This window comes from Streptomyces sp. NPDC005494 (genome assembly GCF_042872025.1).
In the GTDB taxonomy this organism is placed as follows: domain Bacteria; phylum Actinomycetota; class Actinomycetes; order Streptomycetales; family Streptomycetaceae; genus Streptomyces.
The window spans coordinates 22,470-41,204 of sequence record NZ_JBIAJR010000005.1; the positions used below are offsets into that span (position 1 = coordinate 22,470).

The following is an 18,735-nucleotide window of genomic DNA, read 5'->3' on the forward strand; positions in this document are numbered from 1 at the left end:
GTATGAGCGAGGAGCCCGCGTGGACATGCAAGCTGCGGCAAACCGTGCAGACCAGATTCTCGATTCTGTGCTCGAGGAGGTTCGACCTGCTATGAACTGGGCGCACGGGCCTACCAGTACAGGAGCTTGTGACGTTTCCCGTATGCGTGCAGTGATGACTATCATTGCAGCTGAGCGACGCGGAAACGTTCTTGGTCTGGTGGAACGATTTTGGCGGCAGAGTGACTACCGAATTAAGGCGGTCAACGCGGATTCCGAATTCCCGGCAATCTATGCTGAGACCAGGGATGGTTTCGGTGTAAGTCTGAGCTTCGGCGGCGGAGGGCAGGCCTTTTTCGAGGCTGACAGCCCGTGCGTGGACAAGTCCGAGGTCGCTGAGCCAACCACACAGCCAAACGGTCCAACGTACGAGGGCGTCTACCCCATCCCCCGCCCCAACATCCGCTCGCCCTTCTGGTCCGTCGGCGCCCCCTGACCCCCCGTGGCCGCCCCTGACGCCCCCTCATGCCTCCATCCACCCGTACACACCAGCGAATCGCATCGTGAACCGCGCCCGAATGGGGGATGGTTGGGGTGTGCGGAAATACTGGGTGTTCGTCGGCGGTGGGATCGGGCTGGGCCTGTGCTTCATCGCCCTGCTCGTCGTCGGTACGTACTCCGCCGCCGCCGGGATCGCCGGGGCGAGTGGGGCCGTAGGGCTGGCCAAGGGGGCTGTGCCCGCGCGGTATCAGCCGCTGGTCGAGAAGTGGGGCAACCTCTGCCCGGCCATCAACCCGGCTCTCCTGGCGGCCCAGTTGTACCAGGAGAGCGGCTGGAACCCCCGCGCCCAGAGTCACGCGGCCGCGCAGGGCATCGCGCAGTTCATCCCCGGGACCTGGGCCTCGCACGGCATCGACGGGGACAAGGACGGTGACCGGGACGTGTGGGATCCGGCCGACGCCATCCCCTCGGCGGCCTCGTACGACTGCGAGCTCGCCGGATACGTCAAGAAGGTGCCCGGCGACCCGACCGACAACATGCTCGCCGCGTACAACGCCGGTGCCTACCGGGTGATCCGGGCAGGCGGGGTGCCCGCGATCAGCGAGACGCAGAATTACGTCAAAATCATCCGGTCCCTGGAGAAGAGCTTCGCCAAGCCGGTCGGCCGGGTACAGCCCTCCCAGCAGGCTGCCGGAGCCATCTACTTCGCCCAGAAGAAGCTCGGTACGCCGTACCTCTGGGGTGGGAACGGGACTGCCGCTCAGGGCGGCCGGTTCGACTGTTCCGGGCTGACGCAGGCCGCGTACCGGACGGTGGACATCGAGCTGCCCCGTGTGGCCAACGACCAGTACAACGCCGGTCCGCACCCCTCGCGGGACGAGCTGCTCCCCGGTGACCTGGTGTTCTTCTCGGACGACCTGAACAATTCGCGGGCCATCCGGCACGTGGGGCTCTACGTCGGCGGCGGGTACATGATCAACGCGCCCTACACCGGTGCGGTGATCCGCTTCGACAAGATCGATACCCCTGACTACTTCGGTGCGACCCGCGTCACCAAGGACGGTGCCGCGGCGCTCCCGACCGCGCTTCCGGAGAGCTGACAGCCAGTCGGCGATGGCCGGAACTCTCCGTGAAGCCTGGGCCCTGAGCTGCGACGATGAGTCACTCTTCGATAACGTCATGGTGATCATTCGGTGGAGACCGGAACGTACGCAGCGCGAAGGCCGTTCCCTGGACTGGGACAGCCTGCGCAGGTGACCGAGCGTGACTGCCCAGACCAGTCGGGCGTGACGGCATGATGGCGTCGCGCGGTACTGGATCCGCACCGACCACGGGGGTCAGACCAAGGCGACGTACGCCGTTGTGCGTCGCAGCAGAAGACAAGGCAAGGGGCCGCGGCAGATGGCTGGACTCGCACTCGATGGGTCGAACCCCGACGTCAGCCTGCTCTACGACATCAATGGGCTGGCGAAGGCCGCTCCGACCTGGTTCGACCGGGTCATGGAGTTCGTCGGGGAGTTCGGGATCATGCTCGGCCTCGTCCTGGCGGCCCTGTGGTGCTGGTGGAGTGTGCGCAGGCGTGGGACGCCCGAGGATTCGGTGACCGCCGTCGCCGGGCTCGTGTGGGCGCCGCTGGCCGCCGGGATCGCGCTGCTCATCAACATTCCCATCCGGGGCTTCGTGGAGAGGCCGCGCCCGTTCTTCGACCACAAGGGACTGGAGGTCCTGGTCGCCGGGAAGACGGACTTCTCCTTCGTGAGCGACCACGCGACGATGGCGATGGCCATCGCCGTCGGGCTCTTCGTGGCCAACAGGAAGTTCGGTCTGGCGGCCATCGCCCTGGCCCTCCTGGAGGGCTTCTGCCGCGTCTACATGGGCGTGCACTACCCGACCGACGTGATCGGCGGCTTCGCGCTCGGCACGGCCGTGGCGCTGCTGCTCGCCCCGCTCGCGATGATGATGCTGACGCCGCTGGTGGGGGCCGTGGCCCGCGCCGGTACCGTCGGCCGGCTCGTACGCTCGCGCAGGGCGGTTGCCGTCGCCGACGGACGTGACGAGACGCGAGGCATCCCCGAGCCGCGGCCGGGTGCCGGCCGTGGCGGTGCGCCGGGCGAGAAGGATCTGGCCGCCTAGGCGGCGGCCCGAGAGACGCGCGCGAGGGGGTGTCCCGTACGGGGCACCCCCTCACGCATGCCGGTCGGTGTCTTGTACGGGGCACCGCCTCACGCATGCCGGCCGGGTGTCCTGTACGGGGCGCACCCCCTCACGCGTGCCGGTCGGTGTCCCGTACGGGGTGCCCCCTCACGCATGCCGGCCGGGTGTCCCGTACGGGGCACCCACGAGGGGGTGTCCCGTACGGGGCGCCCCCTCGCGCATGCCGGCCGGGTCTCCCGTACGGGACATCCACGAGAGGGCTCCCGTACAGGGCTCCCCCTCGTGCGTGGCCGACTTCGATCGGGCCGTACTCGCAGCCCCGCTGACGGGGCATCATGGGCGCATCGTGGCCAGGCATCCGGGGGAGGCACATGTGGCTGGGCGGCGGCCGACACGGCAGGAAGTCAACCGGCGGCGGGAGCGTACGGGGTTCGTGGGGCGGCGCGGAGAGCTGGCGGTCTTCCGGGAGACGTTCGCCCGCGATCCGGAGGAACCCGACTTCCCGTTCCTCTTCCACGTGCGGGGCAACGGCGGCGTGGGCAAGTCGACCCTCGTGCGCCAGTGGGAGACCACGGCCCGCGAACAGCCGTCCGTGGTCACGGCGTTCGTGGACGACGACGTGCACGACCCGATCGAAGCCATGGAGGCGGTCAGCGCAAGGCTCGCGCAGCAGGGCCACCCGCTGAAGAAGTTCGACAAGCAGCTCGCGGTCTACCGGCAGCGCCGGCATCAGGCCGAGAGCGCCGCGCCCGCCCCGCAGCCCGGCCCCGGGGGCGAGCAGTCGGCGCCGGCGCCGGTGGCTTCGCCGTCGAGCACGGTGGCCGCGCAGGTGGGCCTGGCCGGGCTGGGCATGCTGCCCGGGGTCGGGGCGTTCGTCGGGGCGGTCGATCCGCAGCAGGTCGCGTTGGGCGCGGACCGGATGCGGTCGGCCCTGAACATGCGGCTGCGCAGCCATGACGACGTGCAGCTGGTGATGAATCCGGTGGCCGCGCTGGCTCCGTTCTTCCTGGACGACCTCGCCGATGTCGCGGAGCGGTGCGAGCGGGTCGTGCTGTTCTTCGACGTCTACGAGCGGACCGGGCCCGTGCTCGACGTGTGGCTGCACGACATCACCTTCGGCGAGGAGCACGGGAGTCTGCCGGTCAACGTGCAGGTGGTGCTCTCGGGGCAGCTGCGTCTGGACGCCCGGACCTGGGGCGATCGGCTGGGCCAGGTCACCGAGGTGAGCCTGGAGGTGTTCACCGAGGAGGAGGCCCGCACGCTGCTCGCCACCCACGGTGTCACCGACGAGCCCAGCGTCGAGCTGGTCCTGCGGCTCTCGGGGCGCCTGCCGCTCCTGGTCGACATGCTGGCCCGTAGCGACGCGAGCGCGGCAGGCGGCATCGGGGATCCGTCGGAGACGGCCGTCGAGAGGTTCCTGAAGTGGGAGCCCGATGCCGGGCGGCGCGAGGCGGCGCTGGCGTGCGCGCTTCCGTTGCAGCTCAACGAGGACGTCTACCGTGCCGCGGTGCCGGAGGCGGTGGCCGAGGGTTATCCCTGGCTGCGTGCGCTGGCGTTCGTCTCCACGCAGGCGGGGCGGTGCCGCTACCACGACGTGGTCCGGGCGGCGATGCTCCGCCTGCAGCGGACGCAGTCGCCCACCCGCTGGCAGCGGGCGCACCTCGGCCTCGCCGAGCTGTTCCGGCAGTGGCGCGAGGGCGTCGAGGCCGGGATCGGGCCGGATGTGGACAGCCGCTGGGAGGACGCGACCTGGCGGGAGCACCGGCTCAACGAGACGTACCACCGGCTGTGCGCCGATCCCCGTACGGCGTTGCCCGAGGCCCTGTACGAGGCGGTGCACGCCGTCGACCACGACATCGCGACGCTGCGCCGCTGGGCCCAGATCCTCGGTCAGGCCGGGCAGGACTCCGCGGCGCCGGCGCTCGGTTCCTGGAGCCACCGCCTGGAGGCCGCGGCCGACCAGGAGGGAGCGGACGTCGTGGTGCTGACCGTTCTGCTGACCGCCCCCGAACTGAGCGCTTCCGGCAGGGCCTTGGCCCACACGGTCAGGGCGAGGGAGTACCGGGTCGCGGGCGAGCACGAACGCGCCCTCGCGGACTACGCGGTGGCCATCCGTATCGATCCGGACGTCTCACGCCCGTACGCGGGCCGGGGGGAGACGTACCGGGTCATGGGCCGTCTCGAGGACGCGGTCACGGCGTGCACCCGTGCCGTGGAGATCGACCCCCGCGACGAGTGGGCCTTCGGCAGCCGCGGGGACGCCTACCGCGGCCTCGGCCGCTACGACGAGGCCTTCGCGGACTTCGCCCGCGCCATCGAGCTCGATCCGCAGTACGCGTGGGCCTTCGGCAGCCGGGCCCAGGTCCACGAGGCCCTGGGCCGCCCCGACGAGGCCGTGGCCGACTACACCCGTGCCGTCGGCCTCGATCCGCAGTACGCGTGGGCCTTCGGCAGCCGGGCGTACGTCCACCAGACCTCGGGCCGCTTCACCGAGGCGCTCGCCGACTACACCGCGGCGATCGGCATCGATCCGCAGTACGAGTGGGCGATCGCCAGCCGCGCGCGGGTCCACCACCTCATGGGGCGTCACGAGGACGCTCTCGCCGACTTCGCCCGTGCCGTCGAGATCGATCCGGACTACGCGTGGGCGGTGGCGAGCCGGGCGGACACGTACGTGGAGCTGGGCCGGTACGAGGAGGCGCTGGCCGACTACTCCCGGGCGATCGAGATCAACCCGCGGTACGAATGGGCCCTCACCAGCCGTGGCGAGCTGTACCGGACCCTGGGCAGGAACGAGGAGGCGCTGGCCGACTACTCCCGGGCCGTCGAGATCGACCCCGCGTACGACTGGGCCCTCACCTGCCGCGGCCTGTTGTACCGCCTGCTGGGCAGGGACGAGGAGTCGGTGGCGGACTACACCCGGGTGGTCGAGATCTCCCCTCCTTCGCTGGATCTCGTCGCCGTACGCGCGGAGATGAACCGGGGTCTGGGCAGGTACGAGGACGCGCTGGCCGACTACGGCCTGACGCTGGGCGACGACGACCAGGCCGCGTGGCTGTTCGCCGGCCGTGCGCAGCTGTATCTGTGCCTGGGCCGTCACGAGGAGGCGGTCGCCGATTGCGTCCGGGCTGTCCGGATCGATCCGGAGGCGGGGTGGTTCGCGGCGCTGTATTCCTTCTCCCTGCGCCTGGCCGGGGAGGAGCGGGAGGCGGGAGCGCACTTCCGGCGCGCGATCGGGCTGCTTTCGGCCGAGGCGGAGGGTGGAACCACGGAGGAGACGTCCGAGCGGTACGGGGTCAGGAGCCCCCTGGACGACCTCGCGATCCTCCGTGACGTCCTGCGCTCCGCGGATCCGGGTGCCGAACCTCTGGTGCGGGAGCTGGAGGAGGCGCTGAGGGCCGTGGACGCGCAGGGGGCGTGAACCGGCCGCCGGCCTCCGCCGTGGCTCAGCGGTCCGGGGCCGCGCTGTGTTCCTCGGCGTCGGTACGGGCGCGGTCGCGAGAGCGCCGGGCGGGGCCGGACCACCCGCAGGCGCAGCGCGCGATACAGAACGAGCCCCGCTCGACGGTCGTGGTGCTGTGTGCCGGAGACGGGCTGTGGACGGGGAGGTCCATGGGGTCCTGATACACGCCTACACGGTACTGGGCCCGTGCGCGGGCGGTCGGGTGTGGGCCGATCGGCTTCCCCTCGGCCCCCTGTGGCGTGACGAGGTGCGTCGGCCGTCGTTAGGCGGGACGGGCGGGAACTCGGTCAGGTGTACGTCGTAGGGGTTGGCAGGCGATGGTGGCGCGACAGCACAGGTGCGGACGCGGGGCACTGGCTGTGTGCGCCCTGGCCGTCGCCGGCGCGATGACGGCGGGTACGGGATGCTCCGGCGCGGGCGGCGGTGCCGGTGAGCGGGCGGTGGCCCGTGAGGGCCCGGCCGGCTCCCCGGCGTCCGTGGTGCGGGGAGCCGCCCAGGCGCTGGCCGGGGCGGGCAGCGCCGAGGCGCGGACGTCGATGGAGACGGCCGCCGGTGGGACCCGGGTCACGATCCGGGGCGAGGGGACGTACGACTTCCGCAGGCAGCTCGGCCGGATCAAGGTCGTCCTGCCCAAGGACGCGGCCGGGGCCGACGGGCACCGGCCGATCACGGAGCTGCTGACGCCCGGGGCGCTGTACATGAAGAACCGCGGCGCCGGGGTGCCCGACGACAAGTGGGTGCGGATCGACACGACGGCCCTGGAGGACGGCAATCTGGTCACCGGGGGCGTGACCGACCCGACGGCCGCCGCCGAGTTGCTGCGCGGCGCGGGCGAGGTGTCGTACGTGGGGAGGACGGAGCTGGCCGGGGTGCCGGTCCGGCACTACCGGGGGACGGCGGACATCGGCCGGGCGGCGCGGGCGGCGTCACCGTCCTCGCGGGCGACGCTCACCGCTGCGGCGAAAGGGTTCGGCACGGATGCCGTGCCCTTCGACGCGTATCTGGACGACGAGGGTCTGCTGCGCAAGGTCCGCCACCGCTTCACCTTCGCGACCGAGGGGCCCGGGGTGGCGGTGGTGTCGACGCTGCTGCTCTACGGCTTCGGAGTGCCGGTCTCCGTGGCGCTGCCGCCCGAGGCGGACCTCTACACGGGGCGGGTGCAGCAGGGGCGCGGTGGCCCGGAAGCGCCGTAGGGGGGAGGCCGAAATGGTCCGTCCGTGCCATGCGCGGCGCGTACCGCGCTCCCTACGCTAGGGAGCCGGTGCGCCAGGAGTCGGCGACAGCAGAGAGAGGTGACGCAGGTGGTGACGCTCAGCGCTCCGAACGCTCAGGACTGTGTGGCCCTCGCCGAGATCGAGCTGTGCGGCGAGCTCATGATCGCGGCAGCGGACGCGATCGAGGACCGGCTCAGTCCGGACCGTATCGACGAGGTGCTCAACGTCAGAGCCGACGCGCTCGATGCCACGGACGGCCTGTGCGAGGTCGGAGCCGACGCGCTCGATGCCAGGGACGGCCTGTTCGAGGTCGGAGCCGACGCGCTCGATGCCAGGGACGGCCTGTTCGAGGTCGGAGCCGACGCGCTCGGCGTCAGGACAGATGCGGGCGAGCCGGCGCCGACGATTCCGCGCCAGGCCCGGCACCGGGGATGACCCGCTTCCGGCGATCCCGGCCGCACCCGTGACCGGGAGCCGGAGCAGGAGCCGGAGGCGAACCGGTGAGCTTCGTCTCTCTCCCCCTCCTCAGGTGCGCAGGAGGCGGGCGATCGCCTTCGTGGCCTCCTCGACCTTCGCGTCGATCTCGTCGCCGCCCTTGACCGCGGCGTCCGCGACGCAGTGGCGCAGATGCTCCTCCAGCAGCTGCAGCGCGAACGACTGCAGAGCCTTGGTGGAAGCCGAGACCTGGGTGAGTATGTCGATGCAGTAGACGTCCTCGTCCACCATCCGCTGCAGGCCGCGGATCTGGCCCTCGATGCGGCGCAGGCGCTTGAGGTGCTCGTCCTTCTGGTGGTGGTAGCCGTGGATGCCGCGGTCGTGGTCGGTGACGACCGCGTCCGTTCCGGCCGGCTCGGTGGCCTCGGTGGTGGTCATGGAGTCCTCCCGTTGTCCTCTTGGCCTGCGGTGAGCGTGCCGTTCTGTGCCGTCTGTATACCCCTGCCGGGTATATCGTAACGAATCCAGCCGAAACGTGACCGGGGGTCCGTGCTGATCACTGTGCCTGATGCGCGACACTGAAGAATGCCGGTTAGCCGTGGCCGGATGATGCGCCTAGCATCAGCCTGACCGAATCCAAAGCACCCCGAGGACCCCACGTGCGCTTTCGTCTGACCCCCAGGGAGACGAGCTTCTACGACATGTTTTCCGCGTCCGCGGACAACATCGTCACGGGCTCGAAACTCCTGATGGAACTGCTCGGGGCGGATTCTGCCTCCCGAGTCGAGATCGCGGAGCGTATGCGGGCAGCGGAGCACGCGGGGGACGATGCCACCCACGCGATCTTCCACCAGCTGAACTCCTCCTTCATCACGCCGTTCGACCGCGAGGACATCTACAACCTCGCGTCGTCGCTCGACGACATCATGGACTTCATGGAGGAGGCCGTCGACCTGGTCGTGCTGTACCAGATCGACGAGCTCCCGAAGGGTGTCGAGCAGCAGATCGAGGTCCTGGCCAGGGCGGCGGAACTGACCGCCGAGGCCATGCCGAGTCTGCGGACCATGGACAACCTCACCGAGTACTGGATCGAGGTCAACCGTCTGGAGAACCAGGCCGACCAGATCCACCGCAAGCTGCTGGCGCACCTCTTCAACGGCAAGTACGACGCCATGGACGTGCTGAAGCTCAAGCAGATCGTGGACGTGCTGGAAGAGGCGGCTGACGCGTTCGAGCACGTCGCCAACACCGTGGAGACCATCGCGGTCAAGGAGTCCTGAACCTCGTGGACACCTTTGCGCTGGTCGTGACCATCGGGGTCGCGCTCGGCTTCACGTATACGAACGGCTTCCACGACTCGGCGAACGCCATCGCCACCTCGGTCTCCACCCGGGCGCTGACCCCGCGTGCGGCTCTGGCGATGGCCGCGGTGATGAACCTCGCGGGCGCCTTCCTGGGCCAGGGGGTCGCCAAGACCGTCAGTGAAGGCCTGATCGCCACGCCCGAGGGCCAGAAGGGGATGGGAATCCTCTTCGCGGCGCTGGTCGGCGCGATCATCTGGAACCTGGTCACCTGGTACTACGGCCTGCCGTCCTCGTCCTCGCACGCCCTGTTCGGCGGCATGGTCGGCGCGGCTCTGGCCGGCGGGACGATGGTGCACTGGGACGGCGTGCTCTCGAAGATCGTCATCCCGATGTTCCTGTCGCCGGTCATCGGCCTGGTCGTCGGCTATCTGGTGATGGTCGGGATCATGTGGATATTCCGGAAGACCAACCCTCACAAGGCCAAGCGCGGCTTCCGTATCGCGCAGACGGTCTCGGCGGCGGGTATGGCGCTGGGTCACGGTCTGCAGGACGCCCAGAAGACGATGGGCATCGTGGTGATGGCCCTGGTCATCGCCGATGTCGAGGGTCCGAACGACGAGATCCCGGTCTGGGTGAAGATCGCCTGCGCGACCATGCTGTCCCTCGGGACGTACGCGGGCGGGTGGCGCATCATGCGGACCCTCGGCCGCAAGATCATCGAGCTGGACCCGCCGCAGGGGTTCGCGGCCGAGACGACCGGCGCCTCGATCATGTTCGGTTCGGCGTTCCTCTTCCACGCCCCGATCTCCACGACTCACGTGATCACCTCGGCGATCATGGGTGTCGGCGCGACGAAGCGGGTGAACGCCGTGCGGTGGGGGGTCGCCAAGAACATCATCCTGGGGTGGTTCATCACGATGCCCGCGGCGGCCCTGGTGGCCGCGGCGAGCTATGGGATCGTCGTGCTGCTCTTCGGCTGACCGCCGGTCCGGGCGTCCCTGGTCCCGCGACCCGTGTCCGGCTCCCGCGACCCGTGTCCGGCTCCCGCGTACCGGGTCCGGCTCCCGCGTACCGGGTCCGGCATCCGGGTCCGGATCCCCTGGGATCGTGCGGCCGGGTCCGGCGACGCGGTCCGGGAATGGGTCCGCCCCTGCTCTCCACCGGAGAGCGGGGGCGGGCCCTTTGCCTTGCGGTGGCACCGCCATGCAGCACCCCAAGGCCGTCTGTGGTTATCCGAAGCGGCCCGAGATGTAGTCCTCGGTCGCCTGCACGGACGGGTTGGAGAAGATCCGCTCCGTCTCGTCGATCTCGATCAGCCGGCCGGGCTTGCCGACCGCCGCGAGGTTGAAGAACGCCGTACGGTCCGAGACGCGGGCCGCCTGCTGCATGTTGTGCGTCACGATGACGATCGTGAAGCGCTCCTTGAGCTCGCCGATCAGGTCCTCGATGGCGAGGGTCGAGATCGGGTCGAGCGCCGAGCACGGCTCGTCCATCAGCAGGACCTCGGGCTCGACCGCGATGGCGCGGGCGATGCACAGGCGCTGCTGCTGGCCGCCGGAGAGACCGGAGCCGGGCTTGTTGAGGCGGTCCTTGACCTCGTTCCAGAGGTTGGCGCCGCGGAGGGACTTCTCGACGATGTCCGACAGCTGGTTCTTACGGTACGAACCGTTCAGGCGCAGCCCCGCCGCGACGTTGTCGAAGATCGACATCGTGGGGAAGGGGTTCGGGCGCTGGAAGACCATGCCGACCGTGCGGCGCACGGTCACGGGGTCGACCCCGGTGCCGTAGAGGTTCTCGTCGTCCAGCAGCACCTTGCCCTCGACGCGGCCACCAGGGGTGACCTCGTGCATGCGGTTCAGGGTGCGCAGGAAGGTGGACTTCCCGCAGCCGGACGGGCCGATGAAGGCGGTCACCGAGCGGGGTTCGACGGTCATCGAGATGTCCTCGATGGCCTTGTGGGAGCCGTAGTAGGCGGTGAGCCCGCCGACGTCGATGCGCTTGGCCATGTGAATCACTGCTTCTTTCGGGAGGTCGCTGATGGCCGCGTCAGCGACCGGACTTCGGGGCCTTCCAGCGGGCGATGCCGCGGGCCACGAGATTGAGGATCATGACGAAGGCGATCAGGACCAGGGCGGCGGCCCAGGCACGGTCGTAGGAGGCTGCCTCACCGATCTTGTACTGCTCGTAGATGTAGAAGGGCAGCGACGACTGGGCGCCTTCGAAGGGGTTCGTGTTGATCAGCTGGCTGCCGAAGACCAGCAGGATGATCGGTGCGGTCTCACCGGCGATACGGGCGATGGCGAGCATGACGCCCGTCGTGATGCCGCCGATCGCGGTCGGCAGGACCACTTTCAGGATGGTGCGCCACTTGGGGATGCCCAGGGCGAGGGAGGCCTCGCGGAGCTCGTTGGGCACGAGCTTGAGCATCTCCTCGGTGGAGCGGACCACGACCGGGATCATCAGGATGGTCAGGGCCAGCGCGCCCATCAGGCCGGAGGGCTCGATCGACGCGATCAGCATGATCGACAGGATGAAGAGACCGGCCACGATGGACGGGATGCCCGTCATCACGTCGACGAAGAAGGTGACGGCGCGGGCGAGCGCGCCCTTGCCGTACTCGACGAGGTAGACCGCGGTCAGCAGGCCGAGCGGGGCGGAGATCACCGTGGCGATCCCGACCTGCTCCAGGGTGCCGATCAGCGCGTGGTAGACGCCGCCGCTGGCCTCGGAGCCGAGGACGCCGGCCATCGAGTGGGTGAGGAAGTAGCCGTCCAGCCGCTCGGAGCCGCGGCTGACCGTCGTCCAGAGCAGCGAGGCGAGGGGGACGACGGCGACCAGGAAGCACACCCAGACGATGCTGGTGGCGAGGCGGTCCTTGGCCTGGCGCTGGTTCTCGACGACGGTGGTCGCGACGTACGAGATGATCACGAACAGGAGGGCCGAGATCAGGCCCCACTGGATGCGGCTGTGCCAGCCCGCTGCCAGGCTCGTGCCGACGCCGAGCGCGATCGCGACCGCGGCGAAGCCGATCGGTGCCCAGCGCGGGAGCGACCGGCTGCTGAGGCTGGACTTCACGCCGGTGGGGACGGGCGTGGGCCGGTCCTGCACGGTGGTGGGTGCGTGGCTCATGCGTTGGCCCCCGAGTACTCCTTGCGGCGGGCGATGATGAGCCGGGCCGCGCCGTTGACCAGCAGGGTGAGGACGAAGAGGACGAGGCCCGAGGCGATCAGGGCGTCACGTCCGAAGGCGTCCGCCTCGCCGAACTTCGCGGCGATGTTCTGGGCGAAGGTGCCTCCGCCCGGGTTGAGCACGTGCAGCGAGATGAGGAAGCTCGGCGACAGCACCGTGGCGACTGCCATCGTCTCGCCGAGCGCGCGGCCCAGGCCGAGCATCGAGGCGGAGATGATGCCGGAGCGGCCGAACGGCAGCACCGAGAGGCGGATGACCTCCCAGCGGGTGGCGCCGAGTGCGAGCGCGGCTTCCTCGTTCATCTTCGGGACCTGGAGGAAGACCTCGCGGCTGACGCTGGTCACGATCGGGAGGATCATGATCGCGAGCAGGATGCCGACGGTGAAGAGCGAGCGCGCGACACCGACCTCGGTCTTCTCGAAGATGTAGGTCCAGCCGAAGAACTGGTCGAGCCAGAGGTTCAGGCCCTCGAGGTACGGCACGAGGACGAGGGCGCCCCAGATGCCGTAGACGATGCTGGGTACCGCGGCGAGCAGGTCGATGACGTAGGCCAGCGGCGCGGCCAGCTTGCGCGGCGCGTAGTGCGAGATGAAGAGGGCGATGCCGACAGCGATCGGAACCGCGATGACCATCGCGATGATCGAGCTGACGACGGTGCCGAAGAGCAGGACCGCGATACCGAACACCGGCGGGTCACCGGCCGGGTTCCAGTCGAAGGTGGTGAGGAAGTTGCCCTCGTCCTTCGAGATGGCCAGTGCGGCCCGGTAGCTGAGGAACACGGCGATCGACGCCATGAGCGCGAGCAGCAGAATGCCCGAACCCCGCGAGAGGCCCAGGAAGATCTTGTCGCCCGCGCGCCCGCCGGCGCCGGGGCGCTGTCGTCGGGCCGGCGGGGCCGGTGGGATGTCAATGGGTGTGGTGGAAGCCATGATCTTTCCGGTCTGTGTGGGGGAGCTGTGGGCTCCCCTGGCGGCGGTGCACCGGATGGGGCTGGTGGCCGGGGCGGTCCGGAGGGGTGTTCCGGACCGCCCCCGCCCTGTGCGTCGTGCGATCAGTCGTGCGGCCGGCGGTTACGAGAGGCTGCTGATGGTCTCGCGGACCTTGGCGTTGATCTCGGCCGGGATCGGGGCGTAACCGGCGTCCGTCAGGACCTTCTGGCCCTCGTCGGAGGCGGTGTAGGTGAGGAAGGACTTGACCGTGCCGAGGGTCTCGGCCTTGTTGCCGGCGTCGCAGACGACCTCGTACGTCACCAGGACGATCGGGTAGGCGCCCTCGGCCTTGGTGGTGTAGTCGAGCTCGAGCGCCAGGTCCTTGCCGGTGCCCTTGACCTTGGCGGCGGCGATGGCCTTGGAGGCGTTCTCCGAGGTGGCCTTCACCGGGGCGGCGCCACCGGTGTTGATGTCCACCGTGGTGATGTCCTGGGAGGCGGCGTAGGAGAGCTCGAAGTAACCGATCGAGCCGTCGACGGCCTTGACCTGGGAGGCGACACCGGAGGAGCCGGACGCGGCCTGGCCACCGGGGGCGGGCCACTTCTTCTCGGCCTCGTACTTCCAGTCGCTCGGGGCCGCGGCGCCCAGGTACTTGCCGAGGTTCTGCGTGGTGCCGGAGTCCTCGGAGCGGTGGAAGGCCTGGATGGCCTTGTCCGGGAGCTCGGCGCCCTCGTTGAGCTTGGCGATCGCCGGGTCGTTCCACTTCTTGATCTTCGAGTCGAAGATCTTGGCGAGCGTGGAGGCGTCCAGGGTCAGGCTGTCGACACCCTCGACGTGGAAGCCGATCGCGATCGGACCGCCGACCATCGGGAGGTTGATGCCCTGGCCGGTCTTGCAGATCTTCTTGGAGTCCGCGACCTCTTCGGGCTTCAGGGCCGAGTCGGAGCCGGCGAAGCCCACGGTGCCCTGGTTGAAGGCGACGATGCCCTCGCCGGAGGAGGAGGAGTTGTAGTTGATCTCCACGCCGGAGCAGGCGGCCATGTAGTTCTTGACCCAGAGGTCCATCGCGTTCTTCTGGGCGCTGGACCCGGAGGCGCGAAGCTGGCCCTCGGCGCCGTCACACTTGACGTCCGACGCCGCGGCGCTCGTCTTGCCGCCCTCGGTCTCGGTGCCGGTGTTGTTGTCCGAACCGCACGCCGTGAGGACCAGGGCGCCGGAGACGGCGAGGGCACCGAGCGCGGTGGCACGAAGCCGGTTCTTGCGCTGAAGCTTCACTTTCGGGGTGTTCCTTCCAGGAGCCGCCGCGGTGGTTTTGGTCCGTGGCGGCGTGCGATGAGGAAAGGTGCGGTGGCTTGGCGCCGTGCACCGTGTACGTCCGAAATTAGGCAGAACAGGTGAAGCGGCCTACGGAGCAGAGTGAACGGCAGGTGAACCGTGCTGGGCGGGCTGGTTCCGCGGCGCGGCGCGGGTGAGCAGCGGGAAGATCTCGTGCCCGGGAGGCACGGATGCCCCGGGCGGCGCGCGCGGCACAGGTGGCACGGGTGCCCCAGGCGCGCCGTCTCAGCGGCACGGGCGGCACGGCCCGGTGGCCAGGGCGGACCGGCGGGGCAGGGCGGCCCGGTGGGGCAGGGCGGTCCGGCGGGGTAGGGCGGCCCGGCGGGCAGGGCGGCCGGGTAGGGCAGGGCGGCCCGCTGGGCAGGGCGGCCCGCTGGGCAGGGCGGCCCGCTGGGCAGGGTGGGCCGCCGGGCAGGGCGGCGGCCCGGCCCCGTCGTCAGCCGTCAGTCGTCGGCGGTGACCCGCAGGAAGGCGTCCAGCTGCACACGGTCGCCCGGGCGCGTCAGCCGGTGGCGGGCGGTCTCGGGGGAGAGCCACGCCAGCCGGTCGACCTCGTCACTGGGTACGAAGGTTCCGCCCGTCGCCTCCGCGGCCCAGTAGCTGACCTCCTTGGGGCGTCCGTTCGCCATGTACAGGGCCGTCGGCAGGGCGGCCCCCGGCGCGCAGTGGTGCCCCGTCTCCTCCAGCACCTCGCGCAGGGCGGCCTCCATGGCCGTCTCGCCACGCTTCAGCTTGCCCTTCGGAAAGGACCAGTCGTCGTAGCGCGGCCGGTGGACGAGGCAGATCTCCAGGCCGCCGCCCTCAGCCGCGCGGCGCCACAGCACGCAGCCCGCCGCGCGGACGGGGCCGCTCACGGTGCGGTCACGGCCGCCGCGTACGGCCAGGTCTCCCGGAACACGCTGCGTGCCGCCTCCACCTCGTGCCGCTGGTCGGCGTGGAGCACGCCCAGGGCGTACGCCGTCGCCGGGGCGATGCGGGGGGTGCGGGCCGCTGCCGCCGCCGCTGCCGCCGCCTCCGCCGCGTCCCGGTGCAGGTCCAGCGCGTGGCCGGGTCCGGCGAGGGCGGGGTCGGGGCCGCCCCGTACGACCTCGTGGGCGTAGCGGTGCAGCCGCAGCAGAAGGCGGGCCTGGTGCCAGAGGGCGTCGTGGGCCTCGTTGTACGGCTCCACCGCCTCGTCGGGCGGCAGCGCGGCCACAGCGTCCAGCATCCGCTGCTCGGCGAGCTCGGCGGGGCCGTGCAGCACCTCGGCGGCGGGCTCCGCGGCCGAGGCCGACAGCGGGACCTCGGAGGCGAGCAGGGCCACCCCGTCGGCGACGGCGTGGAAGCGGGAGGAACCCATCGCCTGGAGCGCGGCCGAGTGGGCGCGGGTCCGGGCGAGGGTCAGCCGGCGCTCCAGCAGGGCTCCGGCCCGGGCCGTGCCGACTCCGAGCGCCGCCCGCTCCTTGTCGCTTCCGTCCTGGACCTCCCCGGCAGGGGGACGGGCGGCGGGGAGCGAGGCACCGGAGAGCTGGTGCAGCGCCTCGAGCAGCCGGCCGAGCCGGGTGGCGTACGCGTGTTCGCGGGCCAGGGTGCCGGAGAGCCAGGCCAGCTCCGCGCGGAGCTGGTCGGCCCAGGCGGGTTCGAGCGCCGCGCGGAAGGTGTGCAGGGTGCCGCTGATCCGGCGGGCCGCCTGGCGCAGCGTGCGGGCCGCCTCGTCGGCACCGTGCGCCCCGGCGTCGGCCGGGGCGATGTGCTCACCGTGCAGGCGCAGGCCCCGGAGGAAGGAGGCGGCCTGTTCGCGCAGGTAGGGCGCGAGGACCGCTTCCGCGGGGAGCGCCGTCGTCTGGTGGTCAGGGCGTCGCACGCCGGCGCCTCCGGGCTTCGATGAGCATCTCTTGTACGTGCCGCAGCGGCTGGCCGTCCGCGTCCGTGGAGTGCCGGGTCCAGTTTCCGTCCGGGCCCAGGTGCCAGGAGGAGGTGGCGTCGGACATGCCTGTTTCCAGGAGCCTGCTGAGGGCGGCGCGATGCGCGGGGTCGGTGACGCGGACCAGTGCTTCGATCCGGCGGTCGAGGTTACGGTGCATCATGTCGGCGCTGCCGAACCAGACTTCGGGCTCGCCGCCGTTGCCGAAGGCGAAGACCCGGGAGTGTTCGAGGAACCGGCCCAGTATCGAGCGGACCCGGACGTTCTCGGAGAGACCGGTGACGCCGGGGCGGATCGCGCAGATGCCGCGCACCCAGATGTCGACCGGCACCCCTGCCTGGCCCGCCCGGTAGCAGGCGTCGATGACCGCTTCGTCGACCATCGAGTTGACCTTGATGCGTACGTAGGCGGGGCGGCCGGCGCGCTGGTGGGTGATCTCCTTGTTGATGCGGGCGATCAGTCCGTCGCGCAGGGACTTCGGGGCGACCAGCAGCCGGCGGTAGGTCTCGCGGCGGGAGTATCCGGAGAGCCGGTTGAAGAGGTCGGAGAGGTCGGCGCCGACCTGCGGGTCGGCGGTGAGCAGGCCGAGGTCCTCGTACAGCCGGGCCGTCTTGGGGTGGTAGTTGCCGGTGCCGACGTGGGAGTAGCGGCGCAGGGTGTCGCCCTCCTCGCGGACGACGAGCGACAGCTTGCAGTGGGTCTTGAGCCCGACGAGGCCGTAGACGACGTGGCAGCCGGCTTCCTCCAGCTTGCGGGCCCACTTGATGTTGGCCTGCTCGTCGAAGCGTGCCTTGATCTCGACGAGTACGAGGACCTGCTTGCCGGACTCGGCGGCGTCGATCAGGGCGTCGACTATGGGGGAGTCACCCGAGGTCCGGTACAGGGTCTGCTTGATGGCGAGGACGTCGGGATCGCCCGCCGCCTGCTCCAGGAAGGCCTGGACGGAGGTGGAGAAGGAGTCGTACGGGTGGTGCAGCAGCACGTCGCGTTCGCGCAGGGCGGCGAAGATGTCGGGCGCGGAGGCGGACTCGACCTCGGCGAGGTCCCGGTGGGTGCCGGCGATGAACTTGGGGTACTTCAGCTCGGGCCGGTCCAGCGAGGCGATGCCGAACAGCCCGGTGAGGTCCAGCGGGCCGGGGAGCGGGTAGAGCTCGGTCTCGGAGATCTTCAGCTCGCGCACGAGCAGGTCCAGGACGTACGGGTCGATGGACTCCTCGACCTCCAGGCGGACCGGCGGGCCGAAGCGGCGCCGCATGAGCTCCTTCTCCAGGGCCTGGAGGAGGTTCTCGGCGTCGTCCTCCTCGACCTCCAGGTCCTCGTTCCGGGTGACCCGGAACATGTGGTGGGCGAGGACCTCCATGCCGGGGAAGAGCTCTTCGAGGTGCGCCGCGATGATGTCCTCTATCGGGACGTACCGCTGCGGGGACGCCTCCAGGAAGCGGGTGAGCAGCGGCGGCACCTTGACGCGGGCGAAGTGGCGGTGGCCGCTGACGGGGTTGCGCACCACGACGGCAAGGTTGAGCGACAGCCCGGAGATGTACGGGAACGGGTGCGCGGGGTCGACGGCGAGGGGCGTCAGCACGGGGAAGACCCGCTGCCGGAAGAAGGTGAACAGGCGGGCCTGTTCCTTCTCGGTCAGTTCGGGCCAGCGGACCAGCTGGATGCCCTCGTCGGACAGGGCGGGCGCGATGTCCTGCTGGTAGCAGGCGGCGTGCCGGGCCATGAGCTCGCGGGAGCGGGTCCAGATCAGGTCGAGGACCTCGCGGGGCTGGAGGCCGGACGCGGAGCGGGTGGCGACACCGGTCGCGATGCGGCGCTTGAGACCGGCGACCCGGACCATGAAGAACTCGTCCAGGTTCGAGGCGAAGATCGCCAGGAAATTAGCCCGTTCGAGTAGCGGTGTGGCGGGGTCCTCGGCGAGTTCCAGAACCCGTTCGTTGAACGCGAGCCAACTGCGCTCCCGGTCCAGGAAACGGCCGTGCGGGAGCTCGTCACCGTCGCTCTCGGGCTCGTACGTGTCCGCGTCGTTGTCCAGATCGGGATCGAGATCGGCGGCTGTGGACAGGCCTGCGGGCGCCGTGCCGGCCACGGCATGGGGCCGGTGTGCGGCGAGGGAGCCCACCGACGGCTGGGCGGGCTGGACCGGGACCTCGGAGCTGGGCTGCTGGCTCATGGACCTATTCTTCCGCGCGTTCGGCTTCTCAGGCGCGTCGGAGCCGTCAAAGATCGCGGAAGATCCGGGCGTGTTCCCCGGACCGGGGCCTCTCGCGTTGCGGGGGGTGGGCACAGCTGGCTGCATCCCGTGAGGGTCGCAAGGCTGTCTGAATGG

The 18,735-nt window shown here is 70.4% G+C and carries 15 protein-coding genes; 7 read left to right on the forward strand and 8 right to left on the reverse strand.

The window, feature by feature from the left end:
• The first annotated feature begins 590 nt into the window (after nt 1–590).
• The 5 genes from ACFYQ6_RS16345 to ACFYQ6_RS16365 all read left to right on the forward strand — a co-directional run bounded on the left by ACFYQ6_RS16345 (nt 591) and on the right by ACFYQ6_RS16365 (nt 7,746).
• Entirely contained in the window at nt 591–1,580 is a 990-nt protein-coding gene (locus ACFYQ6_RS16345) for a bifunctional lytic transglycosylase/C40 family peptidase (protein WP_361578722.1), read from the forward strand.
• Nucleotides 1,581–1,881: 301 nt separating this feature from the next.
• Nucleotides 1,882–2,613 carry a phosphatase PAP2 family protein gene (locus tag ACFYQ6_RS16350; RefSeq protein ID WP_361578616.1) on the forward strand — a complete coding sequence of 244 codons (732 nt, stop codon included), beginning with the start codon at nt 1,882–1,884 and terminating at the stop codon, nt 2,611–2,613.
• A gap of 454 nt (nt 2,614–3,067) precedes the next feature.
• Nucleotides 3,068–6,055, forward strand: coding sequence for a tetratricopeptide repeat protein (locus tag ACFYQ6_RS16355; RefSeq protein ID WP_388763463.1), 2,988 nt, complete (start codon nt 3,068–3,070; stop codon nt 6,053–6,055).
• A gap of 359 nt (nt 6,056–6,414) precedes the next feature.
• Nucleotides 6,415–7,290 carry a hypothetical protein gene (locus ACFYQ6_RS16360; RefSeq protein WP_388763465.1) on the forward strand — a complete coding sequence of 292 codons (876 nt, stop codon included), beginning with the start codon at nt 6,415–6,417 and terminating at the stop codon, nt 7,288–7,290.
• A 108-nt stretch (nt 7,291–7,398) separates the two neighbouring features.
• A complete protein-coding gene (locus tag ACFYQ6_RS16365) occupies nt 7,399–7,746 on the forward strand; it encodes a hypothetical protein (RefSeq protein WP_388763828.1) in 348 nt (115 codons plus the stop codon).
• Between the two features lie 90 nt (nt 7,747–7,836).
• On the opposite strand, the gene ACFYQ6_RS16370 is transcribed toward ACFYQ6_RS16365, so the two are convergent.
• The gene (locus ACFYQ6_RS16370; RefSeq protein WP_356736671.1) at nt 7,837–8,184 is read right to left on the reverse strand and encodes a metal-sensitive transcriptional regulator; all 348 of its coding nucleotides are present in this window, start codon (nt 8,182–8,184) and stop codon (nt 7,837–7,839) included.
• A gap of 221 nt (nt 8,185–8,405) precedes the next feature.
• Between ACFYQ6_RS16370 and ACFYQ6_RS16375 the strand changes: the two genes are divergently transcribed.
• Nucleotides 8,406–9,026: a DUF47 domain-containing protein gene (locus ACFYQ6_RS16375; protein WP_073743490.1), complete on the forward strand. Its 621-nt coding sequence runs from the start codon at nt 8,406–8,408 to the stop codon at nt 9,024–9,026.
• Between the two features lie 5 nt (nt 9,027–9,031).
• Entirely contained in the window at nt 9,032–10,030 is a 999-nt protein-coding gene (locus ACFYQ6_RS16380) for an inorganic phosphate transporter (protein ID WP_356736674.1), read from the forward strand.
• 249 nt (nt 10,031–10,279) lie between these two features.
• Here the strand turns inward: ACFYQ6_RS16380 and pstB are convergent, their stop codons facing one another.
• The 7 genes from pstB to ACFYQ6_RS16415 form a co-directional block, all read right to left on the reverse strand.
• Nucleotides 10,280–11,056, reverse strand: coding sequence for a phosphate ABC transporter ATP-binding protein PstB (gene pstB / locus ACFYQ6_RS16385; protein WP_145804685.1), 777 nt, complete (start codon nt 11,054–11,056; stop codon nt 10,280–10,282).
• A gap of 40 nt (nt 11,057–11,096) precedes the next feature.
• Nucleotides 11,097–12,179 (reverse strand): phosphate ABC transporter permease PstA, encoded by a 1,083-nt coding sequence (pstA, locus tag ACFYQ6_RS16390; RefSeq protein ID WP_361578605.1) that lies wholly within the window; start codon nt 12,177–12,179, stop codon nt 11,097–11,099.
• Complete coding sequence (pstC, locus tag ACFYQ6_RS16395; protein WP_388763469.1) at nt 12,176–13,168, reverse strand: phosphate ABC transporter permease subunit PstC; 993 nt, start codon at nt 13,166–13,168, stop codon at nt 12,176–12,178. The genes pstA and pstC overlap by 4 nt, the downstream gene beginning before the upstream one ends.
• 141 nt (nt 13,169–13,309) lie before the next feature.
• Nucleotides 13,310–14,443 carry a phosphate ABC transporter substrate-binding protein PstS gene (gene pstS / locus ACFYQ6_RS16400; protein ID WP_361578600.1) on the reverse strand — a complete coding sequence of 378 codons (1,134 nt, stop codon included), beginning with the start codon at nt 14,441–14,443 and terminating at the stop codon, nt 13,310–13,312.
• A 503-nt stretch (nt 14,444–14,946) separates the two neighbouring features.
• Complete coding sequence (locus ACFYQ6_RS16405) at nt 14,947–15,357, reverse strand: NUDIX hydrolase (RefSeq protein ID WP_361578597.1); 411 nt, start codon at nt 15,355–15,357, stop codon at nt 14,947–14,949.
• On the reverse strand, nt 15,354–16,346 hold the full coding sequence (locus ACFYQ6_RS16410) for a CHAD domain-containing protein (protein ID WP_361578594.1): 993 nt from the start codon (nt 16,344–16,346) through the stop codon (nt 15,354–15,356). Before ACFYQ6_RS16410 ends, ACFYQ6_RS16405 begins: the two co-directional genes overlap by 4 nt.
• The gene (locus tag ACFYQ6_RS16415; protein ID WP_361578591.1) at nt 16,333–18,579 is read right to left on the reverse strand and encodes an RNA degradosome polyphosphate kinase; all 2,247 of its coding nucleotides are present in this window, start codon (nt 18,577–18,579) and stop codon (nt 16,333–16,335) included. The genes ACFYQ6_RS16410 and ACFYQ6_RS16415 overlap by 14 nt, the downstream gene beginning before the upstream one ends.
• Between the last annotated feature and the right edge of the window lie 156 nt (nt 18,580–18,735).

Excerpts from the sequence above, each read along its gene's own strand:
- ACFYQ6_RS16350 (WP_361578616.1), top strand. The coding sequence starts at position 1,882 with ATGGCTGGACTCGCACTCGATGGGTCGAACCCCGACGTCAGCCTGCTC.
- ACFYQ6_RS16360 (WP_388763465.1), top strand. The coding sequence starts at position 6,415 with ATGGTGGCGCGACAGCACAGGTGCGGACGCGGGGCACTGGCTGTGTGC.
- ACFYQ6_RS16370 (WP_356736671.1), bottom strand. The coding sequence starts at position 8,184 with ATGACCACCACCGAGGCCACCGAGCCGGCCGGAACGGACGCGGTCGTC.
- pstB (WP_145804685.1), bottom strand. The coding sequence starts at position 11,056 with ATGGCCAAGCGCATCGACGTCGGCGGGCTCACCGCCTACTACGGCTCC.
- pstA (WP_361578605.1), bottom strand. The coding sequence starts at position 12,179 with ATGAGCCACGCACCCACCACCGTGCAGGACCGGCCCACGCCCGTCCCC.
- pstC (WP_388763469.1), bottom strand. The coding sequence starts at position 13,168 with ATGGCTTCCACCACACCCATTGACATCCCACCGGCCCCGCCGGCCCGA.
- ACFYQ6_RS16415 (WP_361578591.1), bottom strand. The coding sequence starts at position 18,579 with ATGAGCCAGCAGCCCAGCTCCGAGGTCCCGGTCCAGCCCGCCCAGCCG.